The sequence below is a fragment of the Streptomyces sp. NPDC058401 genome (genome assembly GCF_042722885.1).
In the GTDB taxonomy this organism is placed as follows: domain Bacteria; phylum Actinomycetota; class Actinomycetes; order Streptomycetales; family Streptomycetaceae; genus Streptomyces.
This window is the reverse complement of record NZ_JBHXKA010000072.1, coordinates 1-26,431: the sequence shown is the minus strand read 5'-3', so window position 1 is coordinate 26,431 and position 26,431 is coordinate 1. Positions and strand designations below refer to the sequence as shown.

The 26,431-nt window shown below is 73.2% G+C and carries 24 protein-coding genes and 1 other RNA gene; 12 read left to right on the top strand and 13 right to left on the bottom strand.

Annotation, left to right across the window (positions count from 1 at the left end):
• Together ACFWNV_RS24740 and ACFWNV_RS24735 are read right to left on the bottom strand one after the other, a co-directional pair.
• The gene (locus tag ACFWNV_RS24740; protein ID WP_383950978.1) at positions 1-540 is read right to left on the bottom strand and encodes a hypothetical protein; all 540 of its coding nucleotides are present in this window, start codon (positions 538-540) and stop codon (positions 1-3) included.
• Positions 537-935 carry a DUF4259 domain-containing protein gene (locus ACFWNV_RS24735; RefSeq protein WP_383950975.1) on the bottom strand — a complete coding sequence of 133 codons (399 nt, stop codon included), beginning with the start codon at positions 933-935 and terminating at the stop codon, positions 537-539. The genes ACFWNV_RS24740 and ACFWNV_RS24735 overlap by 4 nt, the downstream gene beginning before the upstream one ends.
• Positions 936-1,082: 147 nt before the next feature.
• Here ACFWNV_RS24735 and ACFWNV_RS24730 point away from each other — a divergent pair, with 147 nt between their 5' ends.
• Complete coding sequence (locus ACFWNV_RS24730; RefSeq protein WP_383950973.1) at positions 1,083-3,215, top strand: acyl-CoA dehydrogenase; 2,133 nt, start codon at positions 1,083-1,085, stop codon at positions 3,213-3,215.
• A gap of 18 nt (positions 3,216-3,233) precedes the next feature.
• Positions 3,234-4,421: a lipid-transfer protein gene (locus ACFWNV_RS24725; protein ID WP_383950970.1), complete on the top strand. Its 1,188-nt coding sequence runs from the start codon at positions 3,234-3,236 to the stop codon at positions 4,419-4,421.
• A gap of 500 nt (positions 4,422-4,921) precedes the next feature.
• Here the strand turns inward: ACFWNV_RS24725 and ACFWNV_RS24720 are convergent, their stop codons facing one another.
• A complete protein-coding gene (locus ACFWNV_RS24720) occupies positions 4,922-5,935 on the bottom strand; it encodes an amidohydrolase family protein (RefSeq protein WP_383950967.1) in 1,014 nt (337 codons plus the stop codon).
• A 179-nt stretch (positions 5,936-6,114) separates the two neighbouring features.
• Here ACFWNV_RS24720 and ACFWNV_RS24715 point away from each other — a divergent pair, with 179 nt between their 5' ends.
• Positions 6,115-7,422, top strand: a complete 1,308-nt coding sequence (locus ACFWNV_RS24715) for a cytochrome P450 (protein WP_383950964.1) — start codon at positions 6,115-6,117, stop codon at positions 7,420-7,422.
• A gap of 123 nt (positions 7,423-7,545) precedes the next feature.
• On the opposite strand, the gene ACFWNV_RS24710 is transcribed toward ACFWNV_RS24715, so the two are convergent.
• A complete protein-coding gene (locus tag ACFWNV_RS24710) occupies positions 7,546-7,923 on the bottom strand; it encodes a DNA-binding response regulator (protein WP_383951011.1) in 378 nt (125 codons plus the stop codon).
• A 338-nt stretch (positions 7,924-8,261) separates the two neighbouring features.
• Here ACFWNV_RS24710 and ACFWNV_RS24705 point away from each other — a divergent pair, with 338 nt between their 5' ends.
• From ACFWNV_RS24705 to ACFWNV_RS24695, 3 genes are read left to right on the top strand one after another with little or no spacing between them, the layout of a single operon-like run.
• Positions 8,262-9,134 carry a MaoC/PaaZ C-terminal domain-containing protein gene (locus ACFWNV_RS24705; protein ID WP_383950961.1) on the top strand — a complete coding sequence of 291 codons (873 nt, stop codon included), beginning with the start codon at positions 8,262-8,264 and terminating at the stop codon, positions 9,132-9,134.
• A 57-nt stretch (positions 9,135-9,191) separates the two neighbouring features.
• Positions 9,192-10,268, top strand: a complete 1,077-nt coding sequence (locus ACFWNV_RS24700; protein WP_383950958.1) for a Zn-dependent alcohol dehydrogenase — start codon at positions 9,192-9,194, stop codon at positions 10,266-10,268.
• Positions 10,269-10,292: 24 nt separating this feature from the next.
• The gene (locus ACFWNV_RS24695) at positions 10,293-11,237 is read left to right on the top strand and encodes a 3-oxoacyl-ACP reductase (protein ID WP_383950956.1); all 945 of its coding nucleotides are present in this window, start codon (positions 10,293-10,295) and stop codon (positions 11,235-11,237) included.
• A gap of 66 nt (positions 11,238-11,303) precedes the next feature.
• Here the strand turns inward: ACFWNV_RS24695 and ACFWNV_RS24690 are convergent, their stop codons facing one another.
• On the bottom strand, positions 11,304-11,933 hold the full coding sequence (locus tag ACFWNV_RS24690) for an HAD family hydrolase (RefSeq protein WP_383950954.1): 630 nt from the start codon (positions 11,931-11,933) through the stop codon (positions 11,304-11,306).
• A gap of 37 nt (positions 11,934-11,970) precedes the next feature.
• Positions 11,971-13,101, bottom strand: a complete 1,131-nt coding sequence (locus tag ACFWNV_RS24685; protein ID WP_383950951.1) for a hypothetical protein — start codon at positions 13,099-13,101, stop codon at positions 11,971-11,973.
• Between the two features lie 328 nt (positions 13,102-13,429).
• Between ACFWNV_RS24685 and ACFWNV_RS24680 the strand changes: the two genes are divergently transcribed.
• The 3 genes from ACFWNV_RS24680 to ACFWNV_RS24670 are packed head-to-tail and all read left to right on the top strand — an operon-like array spanning position 13,430 to position 16,445.
• A complete protein-coding gene (locus ACFWNV_RS24680; RefSeq protein ID WP_383950948.1) occupies positions 13,430-14,287 on the top strand; it encodes a Nif3-like dinuclear metal center hexameric protein in 858 nt (285 codons plus the stop codon).
• Complete coding sequence (locus ACFWNV_RS24675) at positions 14,284-15,027, top strand: zinc ribbon domain-containing protein (protein ID WP_383951008.1); 744 nt, start codon at positions 14,284-14,286, stop codon at positions 15,025-15,027. The genes ACFWNV_RS24680 and ACFWNV_RS24675 overlap by 4 nt, the downstream gene beginning before the upstream one ends.
• Positions 15,027-16,445, top strand: coding sequence for a bifunctional RNase H/acid phosphatase (locus ACFWNV_RS24670; RefSeq protein ID WP_383950945.1), 1,419 nt, complete (start codon positions 15,027-15,029; stop codon positions 16,443-16,445). The genes ACFWNV_RS24675 and ACFWNV_RS24670 overlap by 1 nt, the downstream gene beginning before the upstream one ends.
• 471 nt (positions 16,446-16,916) lie before the next feature.
• Here ACFWNV_RS24670 and rnpB read toward each other — a convergent pair.
• Positions 16,917-17,318, bottom strand: an RNA gene (rnpB, locus tag ACFWNV_RS24665) — RNase P RNA component class A.
• 77 nt (positions 17,319-17,395) lie between these two features.
• Between rnpB and ACFWNV_RS24660 the strand changes: the two genes are divergently transcribed.
• Together ACFWNV_RS24660 and ACFWNV_RS24655 are read left to right on the top strand one after the other, a co-directional pair.
• Positions 17,396-18,208, top strand: coding sequence for a MerR family transcriptional regulator (locus tag ACFWNV_RS24660; RefSeq protein ID WP_383950942.1), 813 nt, complete (start codon positions 17,396-17,398; stop codon positions 18,206-18,208).
• Positions 18,205-19,047, top strand: a complete 843-nt coding sequence (locus ACFWNV_RS24655; protein ID WP_383950939.1) for a hypothetical protein — start codon at positions 18,205-18,207, stop codon at positions 19,045-19,047. The genes ACFWNV_RS24660 and ACFWNV_RS24655 overlap by 4 nt, the downstream gene beginning before the upstream one ends.
• A 100-nt stretch (positions 19,048-19,147) precedes the next feature.
• Here the strand turns inward: ACFWNV_RS24655 and ACFWNV_RS24650 are convergent, their stop codons facing one another.
• From ACFWNV_RS24650 to ACFWNV_RS24625, 6 genes are all read right to left on the bottom strand, one after another.
• Positions 19,148-19,744 (bottom strand): hypothetical protein, encoded by a 597-nt coding sequence (locus ACFWNV_RS24650; protein WP_383950937.1) that lies wholly within the window; start codon positions 19,742-19,744, stop codon positions 19,148-19,150.
• Entirely contained in the window at positions 19,741-20,913 is a 1,173-nt protein-coding gene (locus ACFWNV_RS24645; RefSeq protein ID WP_383950934.1) for an MAB_1171c family putative transporter, read from the bottom strand. The genes ACFWNV_RS24650 and ACFWNV_RS24645 overlap by 4 nt, the downstream gene beginning before the upstream one ends.
• A gap of 1 nt (position 20,914) precedes the next feature.
• The gene (locus ACFWNV_RS24640) at positions 20,915-21,616 is read right to left on the bottom strand and encodes a hypothetical protein (protein ID WP_383950931.1); all 702 of its coding nucleotides are present in this window, start codon (positions 21,614-21,616) and stop codon (positions 20,915-20,917) included.
• 144 nt (positions 21,617-21,760) lie between these two features.
• Positions 21,761-22,282, bottom strand: a complete 522-nt coding sequence (locus ACFWNV_RS24635; protein WP_250745617.1) for an XRE family transcriptional regulator — start codon at positions 22,280-22,282, stop codon at positions 21,761-21,763.
• A gap of 597 nt (positions 22,283-22,879) precedes the next feature.
• Entirely contained in the window at positions 22,880-23,785 is a 906-nt protein-coding gene (locus tag ACFWNV_RS24630; RefSeq protein ID WP_383950927.1) for a helix-turn-helix domain-containing protein, read from the bottom strand.
• Between the two features lie 114 nt (positions 23,786-23,899).
• A complete protein-coding gene (locus ACFWNV_RS24625; protein ID WP_383950924.1) occupies positions 23,900-25,342 on the bottom strand; it encodes an RNB domain-containing ribonuclease in 1,443 nt (480 codons plus the stop codon).
• 106 nt (positions 25,343-25,448) lie between these two features.
• Between ACFWNV_RS24625 and yaaA the strand changes: the two genes are divergently transcribed.
• Positions 25,449-26,249, top strand: a complete 801-nt coding sequence (yaaA, locus tag ACFWNV_RS24620) for a peroxide stress protein YaaA (protein ID WP_383950921.1) — start codon at positions 25,449-25,451, stop codon at positions 26,247-26,249.
• Positions 26,250-26,431 lie beyond the last annotated feature (182 nt).

Below are 26,431 nucleotides of genomic sequence, written 5' to 3'. Positions count from 1 at the left end.
TCAGCCGTCCCGGCCGGACACGCTGTTGACGGCCGCCTGGAGCCGCAGCCACATCGGATCCTCCGCGGTCGCGGTCGTCACCTCCGCCAGCTCGTCCGCCTCCCACGTCCGGGAGCCGTCGGTCAGCAGGACGCCGGGGCGGGCTCCGAACGCGATGGTGTGGCGCGACCAGGTGTCCGGTCGACCGTACTCGCCGAGCGTCGTCGCCGGCACGCTGCGGAGGGAAGGGAACGCGAAGACCCCCAGCGAGTACTCGTACGCGTTGCCCTGGATCGCGAAGTGCCGTCCGTCCGGGCTGAAGACGGGCGTCTCGTAGCCGTCGGCATCCAGGATCAGCGCGCGGCGCTGCATCCGCATCGTGACGGGCGAGGCGGGAGCGGCCGGCTCGGCGGTCGCTGCGTCGGGGTCGGTCCGTGCGAAGAGGCCGAGCGTCGCACCCTGGTCGCTGGACAGCATCATCGCCAGCCCGCCGCCCAGGTGTTGCGCCACCCCGGTGTCCCAGCGGGGGCCGGGTGCGACGGTCCCCGTGGCGAGGTTCACAGGAGGACGCTCCGCAGCCGGGAGACGGTCGCCCGCCAGGGGCCGGGCGCGTCGGTCTCCTCCCAGAGGTCCATGAGTTCGGAGGGCTCGGTGACGACCCGGTCGAGTGCGCGGACGGCGAGTGCGTGCAGGTCGGCCGGCAGTTCGGGAACGGGCAGGTCCGGCCCGTAGGGGGTGGTGACGGGCTCGCCGCCGGGGCGCTGGGCGGCGACCAGGGCGGCCGCGGCCACCGCCTCCACGGCCACGTCCTGGTCGAGGTACCCGGAGGTGTCGGCCGCGCACGCCAGGGCGGCGCGGATGAGGCCCGACCGCTCGGCCTCGGGTGCCTCGTCGAGGCTGCCGGAGAAGTCCGCGGCGGTGTCGTTGTCGAAGGGGCCGACGTCCCAGGTTCCCATGATCTCTCCCGCTTCCGTGGTGTCCGGGCATCGTCGCAGCGGGCACTGACAGCGGGGCCGCATGTCCCCAGGGGCTGCCCGCCGGAGCGAGAACATGTTCCAGTTCTGACCTTCCGTCAGAATGAAACGTGTTCTACTCTGCCGCGCATGGGCATCGGAATCACACAGGAACAGCGGGAGTTGGCCGAGGCCGTACGCGGCTGGGTCGCGCGGGCCGTGCCGCCCGAGGAGGTCCGCAAACTCCTCGACACCCCGCCGCAGACGGGCTCGCGGCCCGCCTACTGGGACGGGCTGCTCGCCTCCGGGCTGCTGGAGCCGCACCTGGAGGGCGGCACCCTGCTCGACCTGGCCGTCGTGGTGGAGGAGGCCGCCCGGGCGGCGCTGCCCGGGGCGTACCTGCCGAGCGTGCTGGCCTCCGTACTCCTCGACCGGGCCGGGGCCGAGCCCCTCGGCGGCCGGGTCGGCGCCGTGGCGCTCGGACCCGGGGACCTGACCGCCGTCGCGGTGGAGGGCGGCTACCTCCTCGACGGGACCGCGCCGCCGGTCCTGGGCGCGGGCGAGGCCGACCTCGTGCTGCTCGCCGCCGAGACCGCGCACGGAACCCGCTGGTTCGCCGTGGACGCCGCCGCGCTGGACGTCCGTACCCAGGACAGCGCCGACCCGACCCGGCCCACCGCCGAGGTCCGCGCCCGCGGGGTCACCGCCGGGCCCGGCGCCCTGCTGGAACTCGACGCCGCGCTCGTACGGGACCTCGCCTGCGTGCTGTTCGCCGCCGATGCCTGCGGCACCGCCGCCTGGGCGCTGCACACCGCCGCCGAGTACGCGAAGGTGCGCGAACAGTTCGGACGGCCCATCGGGCAGTTCCAGGGCATCAAGCACCTGTGCGCCGACATGCTGGTGCGCGTGGAGCAGGCCCGGGCACTCGCCTGGGACGCCGCACAGGCCACCGAGGAACCGGCCGAGGTGCGCTCACTGGTGGCCGCGCTGGCCGCCGGCACCGCGCTCGACGCCGCGTACTCCTGCGCCAAGGACTGCGTCCAGGTGCTCGGCGGCATCGGCTTCACCTGGGAGCACGACGCACACATCTACCTCCGCCGCTCCCTCGTCGCCCGCCAGCTCCTCGGCTCCGGCGACGGCCACCGGGTCCGGGCCGTCCGGCTCGCCGCCGCGGGCGCGCGGCGCGAACTGCGCCTGGAGCTGCCCGCGCGGGCCGAGACCCACCGCGCGAAGGCCCGTAGCGCCATCACGGACGCGGCCGGGCTCGACCCCGCCACCGCACGCCGGGTACTGGCGCCCACCGGGTACGCGGCCCCGTACCTGCCGGCCCCGTACGGGCTCGGCGCCGGACCCGTCGAACAGCTCGTCGTCCAGCAGGAACTCGCGGCCGCCGGGGTCAAGGTCGCCGACCTCGGCATCGCCACCTGGGTCGTGCCCTCGCTCCTCGCCTACGGAACCCCCGAACAGCAGGAGCGCTACCTGCTCCCCACGCTGCGCGGGGACGTCACCTGGTGCCAGCTCTTCTCCGAGCCGGGCGCCGGCTCCGACCTCGCCTCGCTGCGGACCAAGGCGGAGCGGTCGCCTTCCGGGGACGGCTCCTGGATCGTCAACGGCCAGAAGGTGTGGACCAGTTCCGCCCAGAGCGCCGACTACGGGATCCTGCTGGCCCGCACCGACCCGGACGCCCCCAAGCACAAGGGCCTCGGCTACTTCGTGGTGGACATGAAGACCCCCGGAATCGACATCCGGCCGCTCAAGGAGATCACCGGCGAGGCCCTCTTCAACGAGGTCTACTTCGACGACGTGCCGCTCCCCGCGGACGCCCTGGTCGGCGCCGAGAACGGCGGCTGGAAGGTCGCCCGCAACACCCTCGGCAACGAACGCGTCCACATGGCCGACCAGATGACCTTCGACACCGGCCTGGAAGCGCTGCTCGCCCGCTCCGCCGAACTCGAAGGCGGGTACCGGGTGCGGATCGGCGCCCTGGCCGCCGAGGCACACGCCCTGGCCTGCATCGGGCTGCGCACCACGCTCCAGCAGGTCTCCGGACTGGAACCCGGCGCGGGCGCGTCCGTACGCAAGCTCGTCCAGACCCCGCACCAGCAGCGGACCGCCGAGCTCACGCTCGAACTGCTGGGACCGGCGGGCGCGGTGAGCGAGGGGGCGGGGAAGCGGGCGGTGCACGGCATGCTCATGTCCCGCTGCCTGACCATCGCCGGGGGCACCACGCAGGTCCAGCTCAACGTCGTCGCCGAGCGGATCCTCGGCCTTCCCAGGGACTGAAAGGTAGGGGTGACACGCATGAAGTCGTACATCGTGGGCGTCGGCATGACGAAGTTCGAGAAGCCGGAGTCGAGGGACTGGCAGTACTGGGACATGGCGAAGGAGGCCGGTGACGCGGCGCTCGCGGACGCGGGCATCGACTACGGGCTGGTCGAACAGGTACCGGTGGGCTACTGCTTCCAGGCCTCCACGGCCGGCCAGCGGGCGGCGTACGAACTGGGCCTGAGCGGAGTCCCCGTCTACAACGTCAACAACAACTGCGCGACGGGCTCGACGGCGCTGATGATGGCCCGGCAGTTCGTCGAAGGCGGGATCAACGACTGCGTGCTCGCGCTCGGCTTCGAGAAGATGAAGCGCGGCGCGCTGGGCGGCGGAGCCGACGGCGGGGACTTCAAGACCTCGCCGGTGGCCCGGCACTACGGGATCATGGCCGCCGGGCACGGCTTCGAGATGTCCCCGCCGACCGCGCAGATCTTCGGGAACGCGGCCCGGGAACACATGAAGCTCTACGGCACCACGGCCGCGCAGCTGGCGGCCGTCGGCGCGAAGAACCACCGCCACTCGGCGAACAACCCCAACGCGCAGTTCCAGGACGTCTACACGGTGGAGGAGATCCTCGCCGCGAAGACGATCCACGAGCCGCTGACGAAGCTCCAGTGCTCGCCGACCTCGGACGGGGCGGCGGCCGCGGTGGTCGTATCGGAACGCTTCGTGGAGCGGCACGGGCTGGGGGACCGGGCGGTGGAGATCGTCGCCCAGTCCATGACCACGGACACCGAAGCCTCCTTCGCGTCCGGCTCCTGCATCGACGTGGTCGGCAAGCCGATGACCGCGGCGGCGGGGCGGGCGGTGTTCGAGGCGTCCGGGCTCGGGATCGGCGACGTGGACGTCATCGAGCTGCACGACTGCTTCTCGATCAACGAGCTGCTGACGTACGAGGCGCTGGGCATGTGCGAGGACGGGGGCTCGGGCGCGCTGGTGGAGTCGGGCGCGACGACGTACGGCGGCCGGTGGGTGGTCAACCCCTCCGGCGGCCTCATCTCCAAGGGGCACCCCCTGGGGGCGACGGGCCTTGCGCAGGCGGCGGAACTCGTCTGGCAGCTGCGTGGCGCGGCGGGGGCGCGGCAGGTCGCGGGGGCGCGGGTTGCGCTGGCGCACAACATCGGCCTCGGCGGGGCGGCGGTGGTCACCCTCCTGCGGCGGTAGCCCGTGGCCCTGTGCGGCGCCGCGCCGTTGCCGGGGACTCCGTCCCCGGGCGCCTCAAACGCCGGCGGGGCTGGGTTGTGCCGGTGCGGCGTTTGCTGCGTGGGGTGGGGCGGTGCCGGGGTCGGGGTGGGGTGTTGGCCTGGACTGCATGATTTAGGCGCCCTGACCCCTACGTTCGACAGTTTTGGCTTCCCCATGCGCCACAAATCACGCTCTACGTCCAGGCCAACACCCCACCCCGCCCCCGTCCCCGCCCCCGGGCGCAGGCATTACAGCCGTCCGGCGTTTGAGGACCGGGTCCGGGCGGAGCCCGGGGACAGCCTCAGCCCCGCCGGCGTTTGAGGCGCGGGTCCGGGCAGAGTCCGGGGAACGGGCGAAGGGTGGGTAGGGGAACTCCGCCCCGCGCAGCGGCACGCTCGCAGCCGGGGCTGCGGGGGTGGGGTGGCTCCGCGCAGAGGCACGGTTCGCAGCCGGAGGTGTGGGTGGCTCCGCGCAGCGGGTCAGGTGCGGGCCGGGGTGAGGGGGGACAGGGTCGGCATCAGGCGTAGGGCGTTGTCACGGTTGATCGCCCGATGCTGCGCCGACGTCAGCGCAGCATCACCCGCCAGCGCCGGCAGGGCCACGTCCGTGACCATCTCCGCGGGACACGCGGGCCAGTCCGAACCGAAGAGGATGCGGTCGGGGGATGCCATCGCCAGCAGGGTGCCCGCCGGGGACATGGGCCCGGCGGTGTCGTAGTAGAAGCGGAGCAGGTGGTCCCGGACCATCGCCGGGTCGACGGGCGGAGTGAGCGCGCCGGCGAAGGCCTGTACGCGGGTGGCGATGTGCGGGAGGAAGCCGCCCGCGTGCGGCAGGATCACGGACAGGTTCGGGAACCGGTCCAGCGTGCCCTTGTGGATCATGTTCAGGGCGGCCCGCGTGGTGTCCAGCAGGAAGTCGCACAGGAAGTTCGGGATCCCCGGAACGGACACGGCCCCGGGCCCGCCGCCCGCCCCCGGCAGGTTGTGCGGGTGGGTGTCCACGACGGCGGACCGTTCGTCGAGTTCGGCGAGGAGCGGGTCGTAGGAGGGGTCGCCCAGGTAGACGCCGCCGTAGTTCGCGGTCACGTTCACCCCCACCGCCCCCAGCTCGTCGAGCCCGCGCCGCAGCGCCCAGCGCGAGACGTCCGGGTCGTCGAGGAAGAGCGGGGCGTGGAAGGCGAAGCGGCCCGGGTGGGCTTCCGTCACCTCTGCCGCCGCCCGCAGGGTGATGTCCGTGGCCTCGCGCAGCTGCGCGGACGTCGCGTAGCGGGCCGGGAGCATCGGCTTGAGGACGGCGGTGGCGATGCCCGCCCGGTCCATCAGCTCCAGGGCCGCCGCCGCGTCCCAGCGCGCCCACGGCGGCAGGGCCTTGCGGTTGGCCAGGCCCTGGCCTTCGGCCCACTCCAGCCACTGCGGGGCGCAGAAGTGGTGGTGGACGTCGATCCTGCTCTGGCTGCCGTCGTCCGGCGGGGTGATGTCTGCGATGTCCGGCATGGGGGGACCTTATGGCGGGGCCGCGCGGGTGGCCGCGGGACAGGTCGGGGACCCGGCCGATCCCCTCAGGCGGGCGTAGTTTCGGGCCCGAACGGGGTAACGGAGGTTATGCGGGCCGCGGGCCGCGGGAGTGAGGTGGCTGGACAGTCGAGCCCCGAGCCCCACGAGAGGTCTGAGCCGTGACGACCGAACCCGCAGTGGCAGTGAGTGGCGGCCTCCCCGTCGGCGAGGCCGTGGCGGCCGTGTCCATGGGCACGCCGGAGTACCGTACGTGCCCGTACCCGGTCTACCGGTCGCTGCGCGAGCAGGCCCCCGTCGCCAAGCTGACCACGCGCCACGGGGTGGACACGTATCTCGTCACCCGGTACGAGGACGCCCGCTTCGCGCTGTCCGATCCGCGCATCGGCAAGGACATGCACGAGGGCATCGACATCTACCACGCGGTCTTCGGGGACACCTGCGACGCCCTCGACGACAACCTGATCTTCGCCGACCCCCCTCGGCACACCCGGCTGCGGCACATCGCCCACGAGGCCTTCACCCCGCGCCACGTCAAGCTGCTGCGCCCGCGCATCGAGCAGCTCGCCGGCGAACTGCTCGCCAAGTGTCCGACGGACGCCCCCGTCGACCTGATGGCCGCCTTCGCCCTGCCGCTGCCGGTCATGGTCATCTGTGAACTGCTCGGCATCGTCGGGGACGAGCGCGCCGACGTCCTGAAGTGGTTCGGGCAGGTGACGCGCTCCCGGTTCAGCAAGGACGCCGCCGACGACCTGGCCGCGGCCGAGCACTGGCTGCGGAACTACTTCCTCGGCCTGGTCGCCCGCAAGCGCGAGCAGCCCGCGGACGACTTCCTGACCGTGCTGATCCAGACGCAGCACGAGGACGGGGCCCTGACCGACGACGAACTCGTCTCGATGATGTGGGTCCTGCTCTTCGCGGGCCACAAGACCACCACGTACCAGATCGGCAACGCGGTCTTCGCGCTGCTGTCCCACCCCGACCAGCTGGCGCTCGTACGGGAGGACCGGGGGCTGCTGCCCCAGGCGGTCGAGGAGCTCGTCCGGTTCGAATGCTCCGTGGAGACCTCCACGTTCCGCTACGCGCTGGAGGACGTGGAGATCGGGGGAGTCCTCGTGCCGAAGGGGTCGCTGGTGCAGATCGCGATCTCCTCCGCGAACCGCGATCCGGAGAAGTTCGCGGAACCGGACACCCTGGACGTGACGCGCAAGGGCTTGCAGAGCACCCACCTCGGCTTCGGCCACGGACCCCACTACTGCCTGGGTGCGCCGCTCGCCCGCATGGAGCTGGAGACCGCGCTGACGGCCCTGCTCGACCGCTTCCCGGACATGGTCCTGGCGACCCCGGAGCCGGGACACGAGGAGTGGCTCAAGGGGCCCTTCCCGGCCTTCCGCGGGCTGGAGCGGCTGCCCGTCGCCCTGGATCCGTCGCGGACGGTCGACGACTGGACGGCCCCCGCCGCCGGCTGACCACCACGCGTTGGCCCTTCGCGCCGCCATCGAGCCGCCCCGCGGATCCTCCCGGAGGATCCGCGGGGCGGGCGCATGTCCGGTCGGGCCTACGAGGCTTGCGCGCTTACGGGGCCTGCGGGCCTACGAGGCCTGCGGTGCCCGGGGTGTCTCCAGCGCCGGGTCGACCACCGACTCCCCCCGGGAGGCGCGGCGGACGGAGTCCGCGAGGTCTTCGACCGGGCCGTCCCGCAGGACCAGTCCGGCCGCGCCGGCGGCGAGGGCGGCCTCTGCCAGGCCCGGATGGGCGGAGCCGGTCAGGACCAGGATCCGGCATTCCGGATCCTCCGCCAGGAGTGCGGGGACGCGCTCCACCGACTCCGTCAGGGCCACCGCGGGCCGGGCCAGCGGCGAAGTCACGACCTTGATGTCCGGCTGGAGGCCGAGGAGGACCGCCAGGGCCGGGTTCGGCGGGTCCAGGAGCACCCGCAGGGATCGGGCAGGGCGCTGGGAAACGGGCATCTCGTCCACCCGGTCAGGGTAGGGGCGAAGTGTCCCGTACCGGCGCAACGCGCCGTGCGCGAAGAGTGGCTGACAGATCGTCAGGAGTCTTCCCAAGTGCTGGGGCGTGCGTTATACATTCCTTCACCGGGCAACCTAGAACGCGTTCTAGAGTGCCGGGTCCCGCATACGACCTCGGTGCGGCCGACGGTGCGGACGGCCGCGCCGAGGTCTTCCAAGGCACCGAGCTTCCACAGCCGGTGCCTCACAGCCGGTGCCTTACGGCCGGTGCTTCACAGCCGGTGCTTCACAGCAGGTGCCTCAAAGACGGTGTTTCCAACACAGGGAGCAGCACGCCCATGCCGATCGATGCCGCCAAGGCCCTCGCCGCCGAACCCCGCAAGGGGAACATCGCCTGGGACCACAAGGACATCCAGCTCTACCACCTCGGACTGGGCGCGGGGACCTCCCCGAACAACCCCGGGGCAGCCACCGACCCCGACGAGCTGCGCTACACCCTGGAGTCCAAGCTCCACGTGCTCCCCAGCTTCGCGACCGTCGCGGGCGCGGGCATGGCCATGATGGGCGGCCTCGCCGCACCGGGCATCGAGGTCAACCTCGCCAACGTGCTGCACGGCAGCCAGTCCATCGAGCTGCACCGGCCCATCCCGGTCAAGGGGGAGGCCGCCTCGACCGCCACGGTCGCCGCGGTCTACGACAAGGTGAAGGCCGCCGTGATCGTCCTGCGCACCGAGGTCGCGGACGCCGACGGGCCGCTGTGGACCTCCGACGCGTCGATCTTCGTACGCGGTGAAGGCGGCTTCGGCGGCGACCGCGGCCCCTCAGTGAAGGCCGAGCAGCCCGAGCGGGCGCCCGACCGGATCGAGGAGCGCAAGATCCGCGAGGAGCAGGCGCTGCTGTACCGCCTCTCCGGGGACTGGAACCCGCTCCACGCGGACCCCGAGTTCGCCAAGCTGGCCGGCTTCGACCAGCCGATCCTGCACGGCCTGTGCTCGTACGGCATGACCCTGAAGGCCGTGGTGGACACCGTTCTGGACGGCGACGTGTCCCGCGTCCGCGCCTACCGCACCCGCTTCGCCGGGATCGTCTTCCCCGGCGAGACCCTGCGGATCCGGATGTGGCAGGAGCCCGGCCGCGTCCTGGTCACGGTGAGCGCCGCCGACCGGGACGACGCCCCGGTCCTCGCCGACACCGTCGTCGAACACTCCTAACCCGTCAGAGACACCGCCCGTCAGAGACACCGTCAGGCAGACCGAAGGAGCCGCACCGTGCGCGCAGCACTGCAGAGCGAGATAGGCCAGGACAAGCTCGAGGTCGTCGAGGACATGCAGGCCGTGGGCTTCGGCCCCGGCAAGGTCAAGATCCGCATCAAGGCCACCGGCCTGTGCCACTCCGACCTGTCCGCGATGAGCGGCGTCCTCCCGCAGCCCGCCCCCTTCATCCCGGGCCACGAGGGCTCCGGCGTGATCACCGACGTCGGCGACGGGGTCACCAGCCACAAGATCGGCGACCGGGTCCTGGTCTGCTGGCTCCCGCCCTGCGGGCACTGTCCCTCCTGCAAGCGCGGCCAGGGCCACCTGTGCCTGGAGGCCTTCGGCAACGTGGCCACCCCCAACTTCCAGCGCGGCGAGAGCCCCATCTTCGGCTTCGCGGGCACCGGCACCTTCGCCGAGGAGATGGTGGTCCCGGCGGGCTGCGCCGTACCCATCCCGGACGACGTGCCCTTCGACATCGCCGCCCTCATCGGCTGCGGGGTCACCACCGGCCTCGGAGCCGCCATCAACACCGCCAAGGTGGAGGCCGGTTCCTCGGTCGCCGTCATCGGCTGCGGCGGCGTCGGCATCTCCGTCATCCAGGGCGCCAAGGTGCAGGGCGCGGCCCAGATCATCGCCGTCGACCCGGTCGCCTCCCGGCGCGAGGCCGCGCTGCGCTTCGGCGCCACCGAGGCGGTCTCCCCGGAGGAGTTCGCCGACGCCAAGAACCGGATCACCGCGGGCGAGGGCTTCGACTACGTCTTCGAGGTCGTCGGCAAGTCCGCGACCACCAAGACCGCCTACGACATGACCCGCCGCGGCGGCTCCGTCGTCGTGGTCGGCGCAGGCGCGCTCGACGACAACTACTCGATCAACATGTTCTCCCTCTTCTTCGACGAGAAGAAGATCCTGCCGTCGATGTACGGCGGCGGCGACGTGCTCCGCTCCTACGAGCGCACCATCGCGCTGTGGCGGGCCGGCCGGGTGGACCTGGCGGGCCTGATCACGCACCGCGTGCAGCTCGCCGAGATCAACGACGCGCTCGACCAGATGCGTACGGGCGTGGCCCTGCGCACCTGCATCGAACTCTGACCCGTTTCGAGAGGAACCGTACGGATGTCACTGCCACTTGAGGGACTCGTCGCCATCGTCACCGGGGCGGGCCGCGGCCTCGGCCGGTCCGAGGCGATCGAACTCGCCCGGCTCGGCGCGAGCGTGGTCGTCAACGACTTCGGGCAGCCCGGCCGCGACGGCTCCGGCGAGGCCTCGGCCGCACCGGCGGAGGAGGTCGCGGCGGAGATACGCGCCGCCGGCGGACAGGCGGTGGCGCACCTGGGCGACGTGGCCGACTTCGAGCAGGCGCGCGAGCTGGTCGAGCTGGCCGTGAACAGCTTCGGCAAGCTCGACATCCTGGTCAACAACGCGGGCATCCTGCGCGACCGGATGGTCTTCTCGATGTCGGAGTCGGAGTGGGACTCGGTCATCCGGGTCCACCTCAAGGGCCACTTCAACACGACCCACTTCGCCTCCGTGCACTGGCGCGAACGCTCCAAGGCGGCCGGCGGGCCGGTCTACGGCCGGATCATCAACACCTCCTCCGAGGCCTTCCTCGGCGGCTCGGCCGGCCAGCCCAACTACGCGGCGGCCAAGGGCGGCATCGTGGGCCTGACCACGTCCACCGCCCTGGCCCTCGGCAAGTACGGGGTCACGGCCAACGCCATCTGCCCGCGCGCCCGTACCCGTATGACCGAGGACGTCTTCGCGGGCTTCCAGGTCCCGGAGGAGGGCAAGCTCGACGCCCTCGCCCCCGAGCACGTCTCCCCGCTCGTCGGGTACCTCGCCTCACCGGCCTCGGCCAAGGCCAACGGCCAGCTCTTCGTCGTCCACGGCGGCATCGTGGTCGTCATGGAACGCCCCAGGGTGGCGGCGAAGTTCGACACCACCAAGGAGGCCTTCTCCTACGAGGAACTCGACGGACTCCTCACCCCGCACTACGACTCCCGCCCCGAGAACGAAACCTTCGCGGCGACGGAAGTCCTCGGCCTCAAGCACGACGGCTGACACCGCGCCTCAGGGGCGGCGGGTCCTCGGACCCGCCGCCCCGCGGGCGTGCCCGCGCGCCCGCCCCTACCGCGCCAGCGCGAAGGCCAGCGGTCCGTGCAGGTCGGCGGGCTCCCGGTAGTGCACGCCGGTCATTCCGAGCGCCTCGGCCGCCTCGATGTTCTCCAGCCGGTCGTCGATGAACAGGCACCGGTCCGCAGCGGCTCCCGCACGCCCGGCTGCGATCTCGTAGATCTCCCGGTCGGGTTTGGCCACGCCCACCCGGGCGCTGCTGACCACGTGATCGGCGAGATCCGCCAGCCCCAGCGCTTCGAGGTCGTCCTCCAGGTCGAGGGTCGCGTTGGTGACCAGGACCAGGGGCGTGCCCGCGGCCCGGACCCGGCGCAGCATCGCGACCACCGTCCCGTCCGCCGAGAACGGCGACCCGGCGAAGGCCCGGGCCAGCTCGTCCGCGCGGGCCGGCGAGACCCGGCCGTCCTGCGCCAGCTCGGCCGCTATCGCCCGGGTCCATTCCTCCCGGGTGGTGCGCCCGAGGAGCAGCGGCCCGTCCAGGGCCGGGGCGAAGGCGACCGAGGAGGTCGTGCCCGGAGCGAGGCCGGCCGCCGCCTCCAGCTCGGTCACGTACGCCGTGTCGTAGAAGCGGATCACGTTGTCGAGGTCGCAGAGGACCGCGTCGTAGGGCTTGGAGTTCGTCACCGGCCCTGGATAGCAGACGCCCGGAAGCCGCACCCGCTCACCCCAGCGGGGCCTGCTGCAAGGGGACCGGGCGGGCCGGGGCCGGGGGGAGGGGGATGGGGTCCAGGCGGATCGGCGGGGGCGGGGAGACCGGGAGGGCCATGCCCAGGAGGCCGCACGGCACTTCGGGGGTGGCGTACGGGAGGTGCAGGCGGCCCTCCGGGGTCCAGCGGCCCGTTCCGCCGAGCCAGCCGGCCGGGGCGCCGAGCCGGAACACGTGCCGGTCGGCGGGGCGCCACAGGGCGAGCCCCGCCACGGAGCCGCCGTAGCCCTCGCCGGCCTCGTCCACCCGCAGCGCCACCCCGCAGCTCTCCGGCATCAGCACCTGCCCGGGCTGCACCGCGAACGGCGTGGCCGTGGCCCCGACGGCCCGCAGGCACTCCGGGAACCGCACCGGCCGGGCGCTGCCCAGGACCCCCCAGCCGAGCCGGGGTTCGCCCGGAGCGTCCGAACGGATCAGCAGCAGCCCGCTGTCTGCATCGGCCAGCAGCAGCCGGTCGTTGCTGGCCTCCGCGATCTGCAGCAGCGGCGACACCTCCCCGCCCCGCCGCAGGTCCACGGCCACCGCCTTGGTCACCGCCCCTTCCGGGCCGTCCAGTTCGCGGTCCAGCGCCAGCAGCCGGCCCGTCCGGTCCAGCCAGACCCCGCCCGAACAGCGCCCCGGGATCAGGGCGGCCCGCTCCGGCCCGAAGGGGACCCCGGCCACCTGCCACACCGTGGTCGAGGTGGCCCCCACGGCCAGGGCGAAGGCCCCGTGCCCGTCGGGGGACGGGGGCAGCAGGGTGACCCGTACGCCGTCGGCCACCGGGATCCCGCCGAGCTGCAGCTCCCCGGTCCGGGGCCCGGCCCCCGCCTCGCCCCCGCCCGTCGGGTACAGCAGCACGAAGGCGTGCCGCTCCGCGACCCGCCGGTGGATCAGCACCCGCCCGTCGGTCAGCGGCAGCACCTCGCTGTCGGCCTCCTCGGGCTGGGCGAGGGGCAGGGGCACCGCGTACGGCTCGGGCCCGGTCAGCGTCCAGCGCTCCGGGTAGCGCGCCTCACCCTCCCCGGCCAGCCGGGCGGCGTAGGACCCGTCGGCGGCGATGGTGAACGGGGTCGCGCTGGTCTTCTCGATGGCACAGACAGTCATCTGCGGGCACCTCCGCCGAGGAAGGTAGTGATCGCGCTTCTCTCCGGACAACGCGACAATCCCCGCTTCACACGTACGTGTGGCGGAGTGACGATTCAGCTGAGGTGGGGGAGGTGATTGTGCTGTGCGATATCGGGGCGTTTGGGGCGAGGGGCCTGGTTAGGTACGCCTAACCCGCTTTTTCGGATCTTCATGTGTTTCGCCCGCTCCCCGCCCTCAGGAGACCTCCCGCGTCCCTCCGACCTCGCACGCGCCGAGGTTCATCCCCGGGGAAAACAGCCCCCGGGGACCAGACCGGGCCGGTCGCCACGGACGGTAACCTTGGCCTGTGCCCCGTCTCTCTGAAGTCATCGCCGCGCTGGACGCTCTCTGGCCCCCCTCGCGGGCCGAGGAGTGGGACGCCGTCGGCACCGTCTGCGGCGACCCCGACGCCGAGGTCACCCGGGTCCTGTTCGCCGTCGACCCCGTCCAGGAGATCGTCGACGAAGCGGTGAAGCTGGGTGCCGACCTGCTCGTCACCCACCACCCCCTCTACCTGCGGGGCACCACCACCGTCGAGGCCGGCACCTTCAAGGGTCGCGTCGTGCACACGCTGATCAAGAACGACATCGCGCTGCACGTCGCCCACACCAACGCCGACACCGCCGACCCCGGCGTCTCCGACGCCCTCGCCGGAGCCCTCGACCTGCGCGTCACCGGCCCGCTCGTGCCCGACCCGAGCGACCCCGCCGGCCGCCGCGGCCTCGGCCGGCTCTGCGAACTGGACCGCCCCGAGACGCTGCGCGAGTTCACCGCGCGCGTCGCCGCCTGGCTCCAGCCGACCGCGCAGGGCATCCGGGTGGCCGGCGACCCCGACGCGATGATCCGTACCGTCGCGGTCAGCGGCGGCTCCGGCGACAGCCTCTTCGCGCAGGTCCGGGCCGCCGGTGTCGACGCGTACGTCACCGCCGACCTGCGCCACCACCCGGTGTCCGAGGCCCGCGAGCAGAGCCCGCTCGCCCTCGTCGACGCCGCCCACTGGGCCACCGAATGGCCCTGGTGCGAGCAGGCCGCGGCCCAGCTCGACGCCATCTCCGAGCGCAACGGCTGGGGTCTGCGGACCCACGTCTCGCGCACGGCCACCGACCCGTGGACGGCGCACGCGCCGTCCGTGACATCCCCTTCTCTCCCTGGAGCCCCCAACTGAACGCCGAGCCCGCCGACCAGATCCGACTTCTCGACGTCCAGGCCCTGGACGTCCGGCTGTCTCAGCTGACCCACAAGCGCAAGATGCTCCCGGAGCACGGCGAGGTCGACTCGCTGACCAGCGACCTGGCCCAGCAGCGCGACTTCCTCGTCGCCGCCCAGACGCAGGCCACCGACGCCGCCCGCGAGCAGACCAAGGCCGAGCAGGACGTGGACCAGGTGCGCCAGCGCGCCGCCCGCGACCAGTCCCGCCTGGACACCGGCGTCGGCATCTCCGCCCGCGACCTGGCCAACCTGCAGAGCGAGGTCGTCTCCCTCGCCAAGCGCCAGGGCGACCTGGAGGACGTGGTCCTGGAGGTCATGGAGCGCCTGGAGGGTGCGCAGGAGCGCGTCACCGAGCTCACCGACCGGGTCGCCTCCCTGGAGACCAAGCTCGTCGACGCCACCGCGCGCCGCGACGCCGCCACCGGCGAGATCGACGCCGAGCTCGCGGGCATCGCCAAGGACCGCGAGGTCATCGTCACCACGATGCCGGCCGCGCTGATCGCCCTGTACGAGAAGATCCGCGTGAAGCAGGGCGGCGTCGGCGCCGCCCGCCTGTCGCAGCGCCGCTGCGAGGGCTGCCGCCTGGAGCTCGACCTCGCCGAGGTCAACGAGATCAAGGCCGCCGCCCGCGACGAGGTCGTCCGCCACGAGAGCTGCGGCCGCATCCTGGTCCGCATGGCCGACGCGGGCATCTGATGCCGAAGTTCGTTGTGGAAGCCGACGGCGGCTCCCGGGGCAACCCGGGTCCCGCCGGCTACGGCTCCGTCGTCCTCGACCCGGTGACGGGCGAGACGCTGGCCGAGCGCGCGGAGTACATCGGCGTCGCGACGAACAACGTGGCCGAGTACAAGGGCCTCATCGCCGGGCTGAAGGCCGCCCACGAGCTGGACCCGGACGCGCTGGTCCTCGTGCGCATGGACTCCAAGCTCGTCGTCGAGCAGATGTCGGGCCGCTGGAAGATCAAGCACCCGGACATGAAGCCGCTCGCGGCGGAGGCGGCGAAGGTCATGCCGCGCGCGCAGGTGACGTACGAGTGGATCCCGCGCGAGAAGAACAAGCACGCGGACCGGCTCGCGAACGAGGCGATGGACGCGGGCAAGCGCGGCAAGCAGTGGGAGCCCGCGCAGTCGTCGGCCGCCCTCGACGCTTCGGCGGCCCGCACCCTGGCTACCCCGCCGCCGGCGGGCCCCGTGGGCGACGCCGCAGCGGGCGCCGCGGCCGTCCGCGCCGCCCTCGCCTCCGGCGGTGGTACGCGGATCCTTGCGGGCGCTGCTGCGGGCGTGCCGGCCGGCTCCGCCCCGGCCGGCGCCGACACCCTCTTCGGGGACCCGGCGGACCTCGCGGACCCGGCCCCGGCTCGCGGGCCGGACACGACCGGCGCGGGCGCGACCGGCGCGGGCACGACCGGCGCGGGCACGGACACCGGTCCGGCGACCGGCGCCGCCACAACGGCCGCCCCCGCCGCGGGACAGGGCTGGGGGCCCGACATGGGGCCTCCGGCCACCTTCGTGCTGCTGCGCCACGGAGAGACCGCGCTGACCCCGCAGAAGCGGTTCTCCGGCAGCGGCGGCAGTGACCCGGAGCTCTCCGCCGCGGGCCGCCGCCAGGCCGCCGCCGTGGCGGAGTCGCTGGCCGCGCGCGGCACCATCGAGACGGTGATCAGCTCCCCGCTGCGCCGCTGCCGGGAGACCGCGCAGGCCGTCGCCGACCGGCTCGGGCTCACCGTCACGGTCGAAGAGGGGCTGCGCGAGGTCGACTTCGGCGCGTGGGAGGGGCTGACCTTCGCGGAGGCCCGCGAACGCCACCCGGAGGACCTCCAGGCGTGGCTGGACTCCCCGAAGGCCGCCCCCACGGGCGGCGGCGAGAGCTTCGCCTCGGCCACCCGCCGGATCTCGGCGACCCGGGACCGGCTGCTCGCCGAGCACGCGGGCCGCACGGTCCTGCTGGTCTCGCACGTGACCCCGGTCAAGATCCTGGTCCGCCTCGCACTGGGCGCCCCGCCGGAGGCCCTGTTCCGCATGGAGCTGTCGGCGGCCTCCCTCTCGGCGGTCGCCTACTACGCGGACGGCAACGCCTCGGTCCGCCTCCTGAACGACACGTCCCACCTGCGCTGACCCGCCGCGCCCGGCCGCACGACACGCCCCCCGCCCCGACCGGGCGGGGGGTCTTGTCGCAATCCCCGAGCCGCGCGGCGCCGCCGGTTGGCAGAAAGGGCGGCGTCGGCGTGAGGTCCGCAGGAGGGAGCCCGCCCGTGCAGCCGTACCCGTCCGGCTTCCGGTAGCACCCCCAGGAAGGTCGCGGCGCTGGAAGGCCGGCGCCCGCAGCCGCGGGAGGTCCGGCGCTCCTTCGCCAGCTGGCGGTACTGCTGTGCCTTCGCGGCATCCCCGTCCGCGGCCGCGAACCTCGCGGAGCGCGCCTCCCGCGCACGGGCCCGTACCGCCTGCCGGGCCGCCCTGCACGATCCGGAGACGGTGATCGAGCCCTACCGGCCCCGCTACGGGGCCCACTGGGAGGCCTGACCGCGCGTACGGGTACGACGAAGCCCCCGCACCCGAACGAACGGGAAAGCGGGGGCTGTTCGTCGACAGACGAGCCGGCCTGTACGCCGGGTTCTGTCACCCGGTGACCTCGCGGTCGCCGGGGAGACGGCCATCCATCTAGGACCGGCGTTGCCGCCGGCCTCGTGCGGTCTACCCGCGAACTCGGGCGGGCAGCCCTCGAACGTTCGCGCAGGGCCGTCCGAAAACGGCCCCTCTTGACCTTGCTCCGGGTGGGGTTTACCTAGCCGCCTGAGTCGCCTCAGGCGCTGGTGGTCTCTTACACCACCGTTTCACCCTTACCGGGGGCCGAAGCCCCAGGCGGTCTGTTTTCTGTGGCACTGTCCCGCGGGTCACCCCGGGTGGCCGTTAGCCACCACCCTGCCCTGTGGAGCCCGGACGTTCCTCGGCGGGATCCGGGGATCCCGACGCGGCCGCCCGGCCGACTCGTCTGTCGTGCCGCCCATCGTACCGGCTGCGTCATCACGGCTTGACCTTGACGCAGCGGCAGGGTTTCTACTTGCAGCATGCGGATCGGAGAGATCGCCGCGCTCGTCGGGCTCACCACCCGGGCGATCCGGCACTACCACCACGTCGGCCTGCTCCCCGAGCCGGACCGGCGCCCCAACGGCTACCGCGCGTACAGCGTGCGCGACGCCGTCCGGCTGGCCCGGGTGCGCCGGCTGACCGAGCTCGGGCTGAGCCTCGACGAGGTGCGCGACGTGCTCGCGGACGACGCGGGGCGCGAGCTGGCCGAGGTACTGGCCGAGCTCGACGCCGACCTCGCCCGCCAGCAGGCCGAACTGGCCGAGCGCAGAAGGCGCCTCGCCGTCCTGCTCGCCGCCCCGCCCGGGGAGGCCGAACCCCTCTCGCCCGCCCTCGCGGAGCTGTTCGCGAAGGCGCCCGCGACGGCCTCGCCGTCGGCCGCGCTCGACCGCGACCACCTGAGCCTGCTGGACGCCTCGGGCGCCGTGGGGGAGGAGCTCTACGCGGTACTGGGCGCGGTCGCCGCCGATCCGGCGGTGCTCGCGCTGTACGAGCGGCTCGACGCGCTCGCCGACGCGGACGGGGACGATCCCCGGATCGGGCCGCTCGCCGCGGAACTGGTGGCGGCGGTCCCGGCCGAGGCCTTCGCGGCGGTGGCGGCGGGGACGGCGGAGGGGACCGGCGGGCCGCAGGCGGCGCCGGGCTTCCTGGAGGCCCTGCTCGCCGAGTACGCCCCGGCGCAGGCGGAGGTCGTCCGCCGGGTGATCGAGGCCTTCACGGACTTGGGAGCCGCGCAGGCGAAGCAGACGCACCAGACACAGCCGACACAGCACACGAGCAGGGGCCGGGAATGAACGCGAACGCGATACGCGCCGCACGGACCGGGGTGGCCGCCGTGCTCCCCATGGAGCTGGCCCTGCTGGTGTGCCTGGCGGCCGGGGTGCGCCCGCCCGGCTGGGCCCTGGCCCTCGCCGAAGCGGTGGTCCTCGGGGTCCTCCTCCTGGAGGCCGCCGTCCTGTACTCCCTGTACGCCGCCTCCCGCGCCCGCGGCGCCGACCCCGCCGCGGCCCGCCGCGAGGCCGTCCGGGCCGTGGTCCCCGTACCCGTACGCCGCCTCGTGCTGCACGAGCTGCGCGCGTGCGGCGCGCTGGTCCGGTGGGCGCTGCGGCGGCCCCCGCACGGGGTGCGGCCCGGGGACCACGCAGCCCCGTACACCGGACCGCAGACGGCCATGATGTACGGGCTGGTGTTCGTGTCGCTGATCGAGACCGTGGCGCTGGCCTTCCTGATCCCCTGGCCGGCCGTCCACCGCGTGGTGCTCGTCCTCGACGTGTACGGGGTGGCGCTGGTGCTCGCCCTGCACGCCGCCTGCGTCACCCGGCCGCACGTGGTGCGCCCCGACGGGACCCTGCGCATCCGCTACGGAGCCCTCTTCGACCTGACCGTCCCGCCGGGCGCGGTGGCCTCGGTCCGGGTGGACCGGCGCTACCCCGAGGGACGGCTCGTCACCCTGTCCGAGGACGGGGTGCTCGACCTGATCGTCGGCAGCCAGACCACGGTCACCGTGGAACTGTCCCACCCGCTCCCCTTCCGCCGCCCGCTCGGCGCCCGCGCCGAAGCCCGGGTCATCCGCTTCCACGCGGACGAGCCCCGCGCGCTGGTCGAAGCACTGCGGCAGCCCACACCCCCGTGACGGGCTGTCGCAGTGCCGACGGTGTGCGCCGAGCGTGACAAGCCCGTGCGCCCTTGTCTTGTCGAAATCGGCACGGCCCGAAAATGGCGCGGAAGGAGCCCTAGCGGATCAGCCCGAAGGTGGTGGCGGCGACGGCCGCGCCCACCGCGGTGCCCGCGATGACCTGGGCGAGGGTGTGGTCCTTCAGCTCGACCCGGGACCAGCAGACGACGGCGACCACCGGGTAGGCGAGCAGCAGCCAGGGCCCGTAGGTCATGGCGAGCATGGCGACGCTCCCGGAGGAGACGGCCGCGTGCACGCTGATCTTCCAGGCGGGGGTCACGGCGAGCAGCGCCGCCAGGGTGACGAGCATGGCCGCGATCAGCGCGATCATGGTGCGGGGCGAGCCGAGGAGCGCCATCAGCAGGATGCCGGTGGCGACCGAGCCGATGATGAACACCATGACGACGATGCGCTGTTGGCGCTGGCCGACGTGCCGGTCGGCCCAGCGGCCGCGCCGGATCCCGTACTTGATGAAGGCCAGCGGGATGACCGCGGCGAACAGGCAGCCCAGGAGTCCCCAGCCGATCCCGGCGAGGCCGGCGGTGTGCCAGCCGATCAGGAGGGTGTCGGCGATGATCCAGGTCTTGGGATCGAGCCCGTCGGTGATCAGGCGGGCGGATCGGGACTCGGTGGGCTGGGTGAGCGCGGCGGTCACGCCGGGGCCTCCTGGCTGGTCGCGGTGAGGAACTCGTCGGCCACGGAGGAGTGGTAGATCCGGGCGAGCTGGATGAGGCGCAGTACTTCGGTGGTGAAGTCGAGGTCGTCGATGCCGTCGGAGGCCGCCGGCTCCTGGGCGCCGCGCGGCGGCAGGACCCCGCGGGCCTTGCCCTCGCGGGCCGCCCGCATCCAGAGGGCCTCGGCCGCCGGGCTCGTCTCCGGGTCGAAACCCGCCGCCAGAGCGGCGCGGTGCGCGCGCTCGCGGACCTCGGGGGCGGTGTACGCGTCCAGGGTCAGGGCGGCGTCGCGGATCTCGATCACCCGCCGGTACAGCCGCAGGCGCGGGCTGCGCAGGAGCCCCGTCTTCAGCACGATGTCGGGGGTGACCGCGGTCAGGTCCTGCCAGAGCGGCTGGAGCCGGCGGTGGTGGCGGCCGTCCTGGACGGTGCGCCAGGCCACGCCGAAGGCGGGGATGCTGCTCCCGATGAGGATGAAGCCGATCGCCAGGTACTTCAGCGCATCGGTGACGTTGTCGACCGCGATGTCGCTGGTGTCGTCCGTGAGTCGGGCGAGGCGGGTCGCGATGTATCCGGCCCGCAGCAGGGTGTAGAGCACGCCGACGGCGGTGCCGATGCCCATCAGGCGGACGCCGGTGCGCAGCCACAGGGCGCTGGCGTGCCGGGCGCTGCCCCAGAACAGCCAGGTGGCGGTGGCCATGGCGATGCCGAGGTAGACGACGAAGAGGAGGTAGTAGACCGTGGCCCAGCCGTTGCCGGCGGTCTCCTCGAAGAAGTCGGTCATCTCGTGGGGCCGCGGGACGAAGAACGCGAAGAGCACCGCCATGGCCGTCATCGCGGTCAGGGCGGCGTAGTGCCGGGCCCGCAGCCGGCGGCCGGTCTCCGGGCGGGCGATGGCGACGACGAAGTCGACGACCGCGCCGGCCGCGATCATGCCCAGCCAGTGCTTGACCAGCGTGGAAAGGTTGTTGACCCCCGCCCAGTCGTCCAGGGTGCGCATCACGCCGGGCAGACGGAGCGTCATGGAGACGGTCAGGGCGGCGAACGCCGCCCACAGGGCCCGCTGTTTGACCGACCGGACGGCCGAGGGGGCGCGCCAGAGCGTCACCGCCCAGAGCATGGCCAGGATGGCGATTTCGAGGTGTTTCACTTCACGACCACGTGTTTCGAACGGGGTGCCCGAGGGCGTCATGGAGACGTACGAGACGGTCCTCGGCCTCCGTGTCACTGGAGGTCGACTGCGTCCTGTCGTAGCGGCCGGCCCGCTCGTGGATGAGCGTGGCCAGGGTCTCCGCCTGCCGCTCCTGCGGGCTGGCGAACTTGCTCCGCCCCATGAGGTGCGCCAGGCGGTCGATGTCGAGGCCGAGTTCCTCGTCGATGGATTCGGTCATGCGGGCCACGTTGCGGATCCGGGCCGCCTCGGTGCGGATGATCGAGGCCACGGGCAGTTCGGGGCGGTCGATCCCGGAGACGGCCGTGTGCGTACGCGTCAGCAGGCGCTGGAAGTGCTCGGAGGCCCGGGCGATCTCCCGGTCCGACGCCTGTTCCGGGAGGTCGAGTTCGGGAGCGACGTGGCCGAGCAGCATGTGCGAGATCTCGTGGAGGACGATCTGCACCTTGAGGATCTCGGCGGCGACGGCGTCGTAGAAGACGAGGTCGGCGACGTCCAGTCCGAGCCAGATCCCGCAGGGCAGGGCCGGGTCGGGAGGTCCGTCGAGCGGCAGCAGGATGAGCGGCCGGCCGCGTTGCGCGGCTATCCCCTCGCAGAAGGCTTCGAGGTCGAACGGCCGGGGGATGACGAGCCGGTCGGCGACGGCGGCGCACTCCGCGTCGGCGCGCTTCCACCAGCGCATGGTCGCCCTCCCCGCCCGCGTAGTCGCCCAGTCCGCACACCCGATCGGGTTTGAGAGTAACCGGAAGCGAAGCAGGGGCTCACTGAGGGCGTACGGGTGGCCGGAATACGGCTGCGGAGGCGAGGCGCGTGGCTGATTCGCGCCTCAGGACTCCTTGCCGCGGCGTCGGCGGGGCTTCACATCCGGAAGCCCCTCGGCCTTGCGGAGCTGCTTGATCAAGCCGGTGACGGAGCGCATCGAGCCGGCGGACAGCCCGCTCAGCCGGAAGGCCGCGGCCTTCACCTGCTCGTCCTCCAGGACCTGGGCGAACTCGTCGGCCGCCGCGGCCTTGCCCATCTCCTCGCGCAGCCGCGCGATCCGCTCCTCGATCCGCTGCTCGATCGCCTGGGCGTTCTCGCCGTCGGCCAGGTACCCGACGGTGACGCCGAAGAAGTTGGCGATCGCGCGGATCGAGTCGATGCCCGGGTTCGGGTTGTTGTTCAGGCGGATGGTCTGGACCGTGCCGTGCGAGACGGAGGGTCCGGACAGCTTCTTGGTGCCCTCGGCGATCTCCTGGTACGTGTACGGCCCGCGGCCCGCAGGATGGATCGTCTCGATCAAGAAGCCGAGGCGGTCACCCATGGTGTCCCGCCGGCCGGTGGGGGTCTCCTCACCCATCACCGTCATCGCTCCCGTCTCCTGCTGGACCTGATGGTCCAGTACTAAATCATCACCAGCATTATCTACCTGCCTAGATGGCCTTTGCCACACAGTGCAACGAACTCCGTCTACCCAGCTAGCGGACCCAGTGGAATGTGACCCACGCCATATTGCCCTCGGGGCGCCCCGCAGGACCTTGACAGGGCATGCGTGCGGCGGCGTATCTTCGTCCAGCCGTCTAGCGCACTAGATGGCTCCGCGCTCAACTGCTCGACGCACAGCGTCTAGCCGACTGAGTCACGGAGCCGGTGGGCGAGGACGGAAAGGGGGAGGAGCCGCGATGCCGCCACGGCGGCAGGCTCCAGGTGCAGGACCAGGGGGTCGGAGCGCCCGCTCGTGGGCTGGGGTACGGGGGTCCTCAGCCCAGGGCGGGCGAACCGCCTGCCGACGGGAGCCGACGCCCGTCGGTGGGGTCCGGTGGAATCCAACGGGGGAGCCGCCGGGCGGAACGGTCCGGCTGCGACCCGGGACGCGATCCGAGGCGCGCCCCGGGTCGCGATCCGAGGCGCGCCCCGGGTCGCGATCCGGACTGCGATCCGGCAGGGTGCCGGGGCCCGGGCCGGCCTAGCCGGCCAGCATCACGCTGCTGACCCGCCCCGCCATCCGGTCCAGCGCCGAACCGGGCGCCAGCCCGCCCCGCAGCAGGACGAACCGCGACGGGGGCAGCCCCGTCATCGACTTCACCTCGCGGCTCAGGTGCGCCTGGTCGTGATAGCCGCACACCGCCGCCACCTGAGCCGCCGCCGTTCCCGCCGCCAGCATCCGCAGCGCGTGCTGCAGCCGGAACACCCGGGCCATCGCCTTGGGGGACAGCCCCACCTGCTCGCGGAACCGCGCCCGTACGGTACGGGCGCTCCACCCCGTCTCGGCGCTCACCCGGGTCAGGGAGAGGGTGTTCGACCAGAGCCCGGACAGGGCGCCGTCGACCTCGGGCGCGGGCGAGGGGCCGCAGTCGAGCCGGGCACAGAACAGCGCGTCGAGCAGGGCGAACCGCTCCGTCCACGAAGGCAGCGCCTGGAGCCGTTCGGTGAGGTGGCGGCCCTGCGGTCCGAGCACGTCCACCAGATCCACGTGGGCGTCCTCGAAGTGCCACATCGGGACGCCGAACAGCCGGTAGCAGCCCTGCGGGGTCATGTTCACCTCCAGCCCGTGCACGACCCCCGAGTGCACCCCGATCGCCGGCACCGTGCGCGGCCCGCTGATCATGGCCCGGGCGACGGGCCGCAACCGGGCCGCGGCGAGGTCCTCCGTACGGGAGACCCACAGACCCTCGGAGAAACTGAAGACCAGCGTCACGCAGCCGGTCGGCAGCTCCAGCCGGCGCCTCGGAGCGGTGAACTCGGTGTGGAACCCGGTGTAGTTGAGGATCAGCGGTCTCAGTGCGGCGGCCGGTGGGCGGCGGCGGGCCGATCGTCTGCCCGCGCCGGCGGCGGGCATCGTACATACGTCGAAGGCGTCGACCGATCCCATGTCCGGTCCCTCTCCCCGCAGTTGCGCGGCCGGTGGTACCGCGCGGTCGGCCGATGATTGCAGCTCAGGGGGAAGGATGGCCAGAGCGGTCCGACGGCGGATGGGGAGGTGGGCCTAGACCGGTGCGAAGAGCACCTTCGCCCGGCCCGGGTCCGCCTCCGTCAGGCGGACCGTGATCCGTTCGCCCAGTGGCAGTTCCCGCGCCGTGGACTCCACGCGGCCGATCACCGCCGGGTCCTCCAGATGGACCGTGCCGACCAGCGGCTCGTGGTCCTTGACGTCGATGACCGTCGCCTCGAAGGTCTCCCCGACGCGGTCCTTGAGCAGCGCCGCCTCCACCAGGTCCACGGACTCCCGCTCCGCGGAGTTCGCCAGCCGGGTGCCGTCCGCCATCTCCTTCGGCAGGGCGTCGAGCGCCTCCAGCACCCACCCCGGGGGTTCGGTCCCGGCGACGGCGGCCACACACAGCTCGCCCGTGTACCGGTCGACGAGCCGGCGCAGCGGCGCGGTGCAGTGGGCGTACGGGGCCGCGACCGCGGCGTGCAGGACGGGGTCCGGGGTCTCGCCGCCGGTGAAGACCGTGTAGCCGGCGCCGCGCAGCAGGGCCGTGCACTCCTGGAGGAAGGCGGCGTGGGCGGGCCGGTGCGGATCGAGCCCGCGCACGAGCTCCGCGTACGGGACGTGGTGCGGCCACTCGATCCGCAGGGCCTTCGCCGCCCGGCGCAGCCGCCCGACGGCTCCGTCGGGGGCCGTCGGCAGGGTCCGTAGGATGCCGGTCCCGGCGGCGAGCATCAGGTCGGCGGCGGCCATGCCGGTCATCAGGGAGATCTGCGCGTTCCAGCCGTCGGCCGGGAGCGGAGCCCGGTAGGCCAGGCTGTACGAGCCCTCGTGCTCGATGATCTCCTGCTCGGGCACGTTCAGCGAGATCCCCCCGCGCTCCGCCTCCAAGGCCTCGCGCAGCCGCCCGATGTCCCTCAGCAGGGCCAGCGGCTCCTCGGCGGTGCCCGCGTCGATGGCCTTCTGCACGCCCTCGTAGTCGAGTTTGGCCCGGCTGCGCACGAGCGCGCGGCGGACCTCGGTGTCCTCCACCCGGCCCTCGGCGTCCAGGTCGAACCGCCACAGCAGGGCCGGGCAGGTCTGGTCGGGGAGCAGGCTGGCGGCGCCCTCCGAGAGCACGGCCGGGTGCAGGGGGACCCTCTCGTCGGGGAAGTAGAGGGTGGTGACCCGGCGGTGTGCCTCGGCGTCGAGGGCCCCGCCGGGGGTGACGTAGGCGGCGACGTCGGCGATGGCGTAGTGGACCCGGTACCCGCCCGAGGGGCGCTTCGCCAGGTGCATGGCCTGGTCCAGATCGCGGGATGCCGGCGGATCGATCGTGAAGAAGGGGAGGTCGGTGGCGTCGAAGTCCGGCAGGCGGGGGCTGCGCACCGCCCGTTCGGCCTCGGCGAGTACGGGCGCCGGGAACTCCTCCGGCACCCCCAGCTTCGTCCGCAGTTCACGCAGCGCGGCCCGCAGAGCAGCCCCGTCTGCGCCGGTCATGATCATGTGACGGCGTGGCATGAGCCGAGCCTATGGCCGGTGGGCCCGGGCGGCACGGCGAGCCGTCTACCCTGGTCGGGGGCCGCACCCCCGCCGCTGTGCCGTGCCCGTCCGAAGGAGAACCACCGTGCTCGTGCTGCTGCCGCCGTCCGAAGGAAAGGCCGCCGGCGGCTCCGGCGCACCGCTGAAGCCGGAGACGCTCTCGCTGCCGGGGCTGGCCGCGGCCCGCGCCGCGGTGCTGGAGGAGCTGGTCGAGCTGTGCGTGGGCGACGAGCTGAAGGCCCGCGAGGTGCTCGGCCTGAGCGAGGGCCTGCGCGGCGAGGTCGCCAAGAACGCGGAACTGCCGACCGCGGTCGCCCGCCCGGCCGGGGAGATCTACACGGGCGTCCTCTACGACGCGCTGGGCCTGTCGACCCTGACGCCGCCGGCGGCGTCCCTGGCCGCGGATTCCCTGCTGGTCTTCTCGGGCCTGTGGGGAGCGGTCGGCATCGCGGACCGCATCCCCTCCTACCGCTGCTCGATGGGCGTGAAGCTGCCGGGGCTGGGCGCGCTGGGCGCGTTCTGGCGCGAACCGATGGCCTCGGTGATGCCGGAGGCGGCGGGGCAGGGCCTGGTCCTGGACCTGCGGTCCTCGGCGTACGCCTCCGCGTGGAAGCCGAAGGGGGAGGTGGCGGGGCGCACGGCCACGGTCCGCGTGCTGCACTCCCAGATCGTCGACGGGGTGGAGAAGCGGTCGGTGGTGAGCCACTTCAACAAGGCCACCAAGGGCCGCCTGGTCCGCGACCTCCTGTCGGCGGGCGCGGTCCCCGCGTCCCCGGCGGAGCTGGTGACGGCCCTGCGCGACCTGGGCTTCACGGTCGAGGCCGAGGCCCCCACGAAGCCGGGCAAGCCCTGGTCCCTCGACGTGGTCGTCACCCAGATCCACTGACCCCTTCAAGCCGCCCGGCGTTTGAGGACCGGGGTCTGGGGCGGAGCCCCAGGAGCGGTCCGGGCGCAGCCCGGGGAACGGGCGAAGGGCGGGTAGGGGACCCAGCCCCGCGCAGCGGCCGGGGGCACCCGTGCGGCGCCGTTGCGGGGGGGGGGGGGGCCCGCGCGCGCGCGCGGCCGCCC

Excerpts from the sequence above, each read along its gene's own strand:
- ACFWNV_RS24730 (WP_383950973.1), top strand. The coding sequence starts at position 1,083 with ATGGGCATCGGAATCACACAGGAACAGCGGGAGTTGGCCGAGGCCGTA.
- ACFWNV_RS24695 (WP_383950956.1), top strand. The coding sequence starts at position 10,293 with ATGTCACTGCCACTTGAGGGACTCGTCGCCATCGTCACCGGGGCGGGC.
- ACFWNV_RS24735 (WP_383950975.1), bottom strand. The coding sequence starts at position 935 with ATGGGAACCTGGGACGTCGGCCCCTTCGACAACGACACCGCCGCGGAC.
- ACFWNV_RS24720 (WP_383950967.1), bottom strand. The coding sequence starts at position 5,935 with ATGCCGGACATCGCAGACATCACCCCGCCGGACGACGGCAGCCAGAGC.
- ACFWNV_RS24635 (WP_250745617.1), bottom strand. The coding sequence starts at position 22,282 with ATGACGGTGATGGGTGAGGAGACCCCCACCGGCCGGCGGGACACCATG.
- ACFWNV_RS24660 (WP_383950942.1), top strand. The coding sequence starts at position 17,396 with ATGCGGATCGGAGAGATCGCCGCGCTCGTCGGGCTCACCACCCGGGCG.
- ACFWNV_RS24655 (WP_383950939.1), top strand. The coding sequence starts at position 18,205 with ATGAACGCGAACGCGATACGCGCCGCACGGACCGGGGTGGCCGCCGTG.
- ACFWNV_RS24710 (WP_383951011.1), bottom strand. The coding sequence starts at position 7,923 with ATGCCCGTTTCCCAGCGCCCTGCCCGATCCCTGCGGGTGCTCCTGGAC.
- ACFWNV_RS24685 (WP_383950951.1), bottom strand. The coding sequence starts at position 13,101 with ATGACTGTCTGTGCCATCGAGAAGACCAGCGCGACCCCGTTCACCATC.
- ACFWNV_RS24705 (WP_383950961.1), top strand. The coding sequence starts at position 8,262 with ATGCCGATCGATGCCGCCAAGGCCCTCGCCGCCGAACCCCGCAAGGGG.
- ACFWNV_RS24630 (WP_383950927.1), bottom strand. The coding sequence starts at position 23,785 with ATGGGATCGGTCGACGCCTTCGACGTATGTACGATGCCCGCCGCCGGC.
- ACFWNV_RS24625 (WP_383950924.1), bottom strand. The coding sequence starts at position 25,342 with ATGCCACGCCGTCACATGATCATGACCGGCGCAGACGGGGCTGCTCTG.
- ACFWNV_RS24725 (WP_383950970.1), top strand. The coding sequence starts at position 3,234 with ATGAAGTCGTACATCGTGGGCGTCGGCATGACGAAGTTCGAGAAGCCG.
- ACFWNV_RS24640 (WP_383950931.1), bottom strand. The coding sequence starts at position 21,616 with ATGCGCTGGTGGAAGCGCGCCGACGCGGAGTGCGCCGCCGTCGCCGAC.
- ACFWNV_RS24670 (WP_383950945.1), top strand. The coding sequence starts at position 15,027 with ATGCCGAAGTTCGTTGTGGAAGCCGACGGCGGCTCCCGGGGCAACCCG.